Genomic DNA, 2903 nt, shown 5'->3' on the forward strand with positions numbered 1-2903 from the left:
CACCGACCCGCCGGCCGGCAGCGTCGTCGCCCCCACGGACGACGACGAGCTCCGCCGCCTGCTCGACGGCCGCCTGGGCGCCGCGCGAGCCGTGCCCGCCGGGTCCGAGGTCACCGCAGTGGCGGGCCTCGCCCTGGACCGACCGGTGCTGCTCGGCCCCGACGCCGGAGCGCCGGCACAAGGCCCGACCGAGGCGCCGCCCGGGGCTGCGACCGAGGCGCCGTCCGGTGCCGGCACCGGTGCGCCGGCACCGGCCCCGGCGGACGGGGCCCCGATCACCGGGCCCGCCGAGCTGCCCGACCGGGCGGGCGCCACCCGACCCACGGAACGCCTGGCCCCGCCGGCCGGCTTCCTGCCCGACCGGGCCACGGCCCTGCCGGACGTCGACCGACCCGCGGACCCAGGCGCCACCGTCGTCGTCATGAGCACCGGGGACCCGGGCCAGGCCGCGGCCGTCGCGACCGCTCGGGCCGCCGGCGCCACCGTCCAGGTGGTCCCCACCGGGGATCCGCGCGCGAGCCGCAGCACGGTCCAGGAGACGGCCGCGAACGCCCCGGACGTGGTCGTGGGGCTCGGCACCGCCTTCGACGACGCCGCGACCCTGGCGTGGCGCACCCGGACGGCGGCGACCGGCACCGAGCTGCCGGGGGGCGGGCAGCTCGTCCTGCCCGGCAAGACGTACGTCGCGCTCTACGGCACGCCGGGCTCCGGCGCGCTCGGTGTCCTGGGCGAGCAGGACGCGCCCGCCACGGTCGTGCGCGCCCGCGAGCACGCCGATGGGTACGTCGGACTCACCGGCACCACGGTGGTGCCCGCGCTGGAGATCATCGCCACCGTGGCCGCCCGCGGTCCGGGTGACGACGGGGACTACTCGGCGGAACGGGACGTCGAGGAGCTCCGCCCGCTCGTCGACCTCGCCCACGAGAGTGGGCAGTACGTCGTCCTCGACCTCCAACCCGGCCGGACCGACTTCCTCACCCAGGCGAAGCGGTACGAGGAGCTGCTGCGCCTGCCGAACGTCGGGCTCGCGCTGGACCCGGAGTGGCGGCTCCGGCCCGATCAGGGGCACCTGCGCCAGATCGGCCAGGTCGACGTCGCCGAGGTCGACCAGGTCGTCACCTGGCTCGCGGACCTCACCCGCGCCCACCGCCTGCCCCAGAAGCTCCTCGTCCTCCACCAGTTCCAGCTCCGCATGGTCACGGGCGCCGACGACGTCGACCAGTCGCGGTCGGAGGTCGCCGTCCTGGTCCATGTGGACGGTCAGGGTTCCCAGCCCGCCAAGCGCGGCACCTGGGCGGCGCTGCGTGCGGGCGAGCCGAACATCCGCTGGTGGGGCTGGAAGAACTTCTACGACGAGGACGTCCCGATGCTCACCCCCGAGCAGACCATGCGGGTCGAGCCGGTGCCGAACTTCATCAGCTACCAGTAGGCCGCGCCGCCGGTCGGGTCAGCCGCAGCGTAGGCACCTTCGGCGACGTCGGTGACCAGGCGCTCGCTCGCGGTGTCGCGCGCCGCGCGCAGTTCGGCGCGGTCCGCTGGGTGCGGGGCGGGTGGTGCTGGCAGGCTGGGGGGGGTGGGACGTGCCTGCGTGCCCGACCCAGAGGAGAAACCATGAGTGGAACCACCGACCCGACCCAGTCCTCGCCCCCCGCGGCGGACGGCCCGCCGGATCCGGCCATCGCGGACCTGTCGCGCCGAGGCCGTCGCGACGCCGGGCCGACGTCGCCCGCCGATGCGGTCGTCCCCGACCCGGACCGTGCCCGGGCGCCCGCCGCGGTCCCGGGACCCACCGACCGCCCCGGTGCCGGCACCCCGCGTCCCGCCACCATCCCGGGCCGTGGCGGCGGCCGTGGCGGCAACCCGGTGGGATGGACCGCGCTGCTGCTCGCCGTCGTCCTCACCGCCTGGAAGGCCGTCTACGCGGTTGCGGCCCAGCGGGTCGGGGACCCGGCGCTGTACGAGTCGATCTCGCTGTTCGTCTCGCTCATCCTGGGCCTGTCCGCGGCGGTGCTCGGGATCGTCGCGCTCGCGCAGCGCCACGGCCCACGGTGGCCCGGGCTCGTCGGCCTCGCCATCGGCCTCCACGTGTTCGTGGTCGCGCTCTTCTTCTGGATCGGCACCCTCGCGGGGGTCGGCGCCTGACGGCGGCGCCTGACGGCGGCCGGCGGGCGACCGTCAGGGCACCGGCCAGGTGTGCACCGGTTCGTTGGCCTGCATGCCCTGGACGTAGGCGCCGAGCATCGCGCGCAACGCCGCGGGCCGGTCGAGCCCGCGGGCCTCGAACGCTTCCGTCGCGGCCACCTGCCAGCTCGCCCCGTTGCGGCGGAACTTCGCGCGTCCCTCGATGACCCCCAGATAGCGGTCGGCGACGTCGGAGTCCACGCCGAGCCGGTCGAGGCCCTGGTGGGCCATGGGCAGCAGTTTGCGCAGCACGAGCTCGTCCCAGTCGACCTCGCCGGCGCCGGGCCAGTACAGGCGCGACTGCGCCCCCGCCGCCGCGCCCGTATAGAAGTTCTCCCGGGCGGCCTCGAAGCTCATCCGCGACCACACCGGGCGTTCGTCGAGGACCATCTCGACGATGGCGCCGTAGAAGAACGCCGCGTTCGCGACGACGTCGAGCACCGAGGGCCCGGACGGCAGCACCCGGTTCTCCACCCGCAGATGCGGCAGGCCGTCGACGACGTCGTACACGGGGCGGTTCCACCGGTAGATGGTGCCGTTGTGCAGGCGGAGCTCGGAGAGCGTGGGTGTCCCGCCCGCCTCGAGCACCTCCAGCGGATCCTCGTCGCTGACCTCGGGCAGCAGCGCGGGGTAGTAGCGCACGTTCTCCTCGAACAGGTCGAAGATCGAGTTGATCCACCGGTCCCCGAACGGCACGAGAGGGCGCACCCCCTGGTTGCGCA

At 75.4% G+C, this 2903-nt stretch carries 2 protein-coding genes and 1 pseudogene; 2 read left to right on the forward strand and 1 reads right to left on the reverse strand.

The genetic code is table 11. The features are described from left to right. Positions 1 to 1429 (forward strand): hypothetical protein (locus ACYC1Z_RS15005; protein WP_461410314.1); only part of this gene is annotated, 1429 nt, incomplete at its 5' end. 182 nt (positions 1430 to 1611) lie between these two features. Then, a complete protein-coding gene (locus ACYC1Z_RS15010) occupies positions 1612 to 2142 on the forward strand; it encodes a hypothetical protein (protein WP_461410315.1) in 531 nt (176 codons plus the stop codon). Positions 2143 to 2175: 33 nt separating this feature from the next. Here the strand turns inward: ACYC1Z_RS15010 and ACYC1Z_RS15015 are convergent. Beyond that, a pseudogene (locus tag ACYC1Z_RS15015) lies at positions 2176 to 2903 on the reverse strand (glutamate--cysteine ligase); the annotation flags it as partial.

It is taken from the genome of Georgenia sp. (assembly GCF_054605595.1).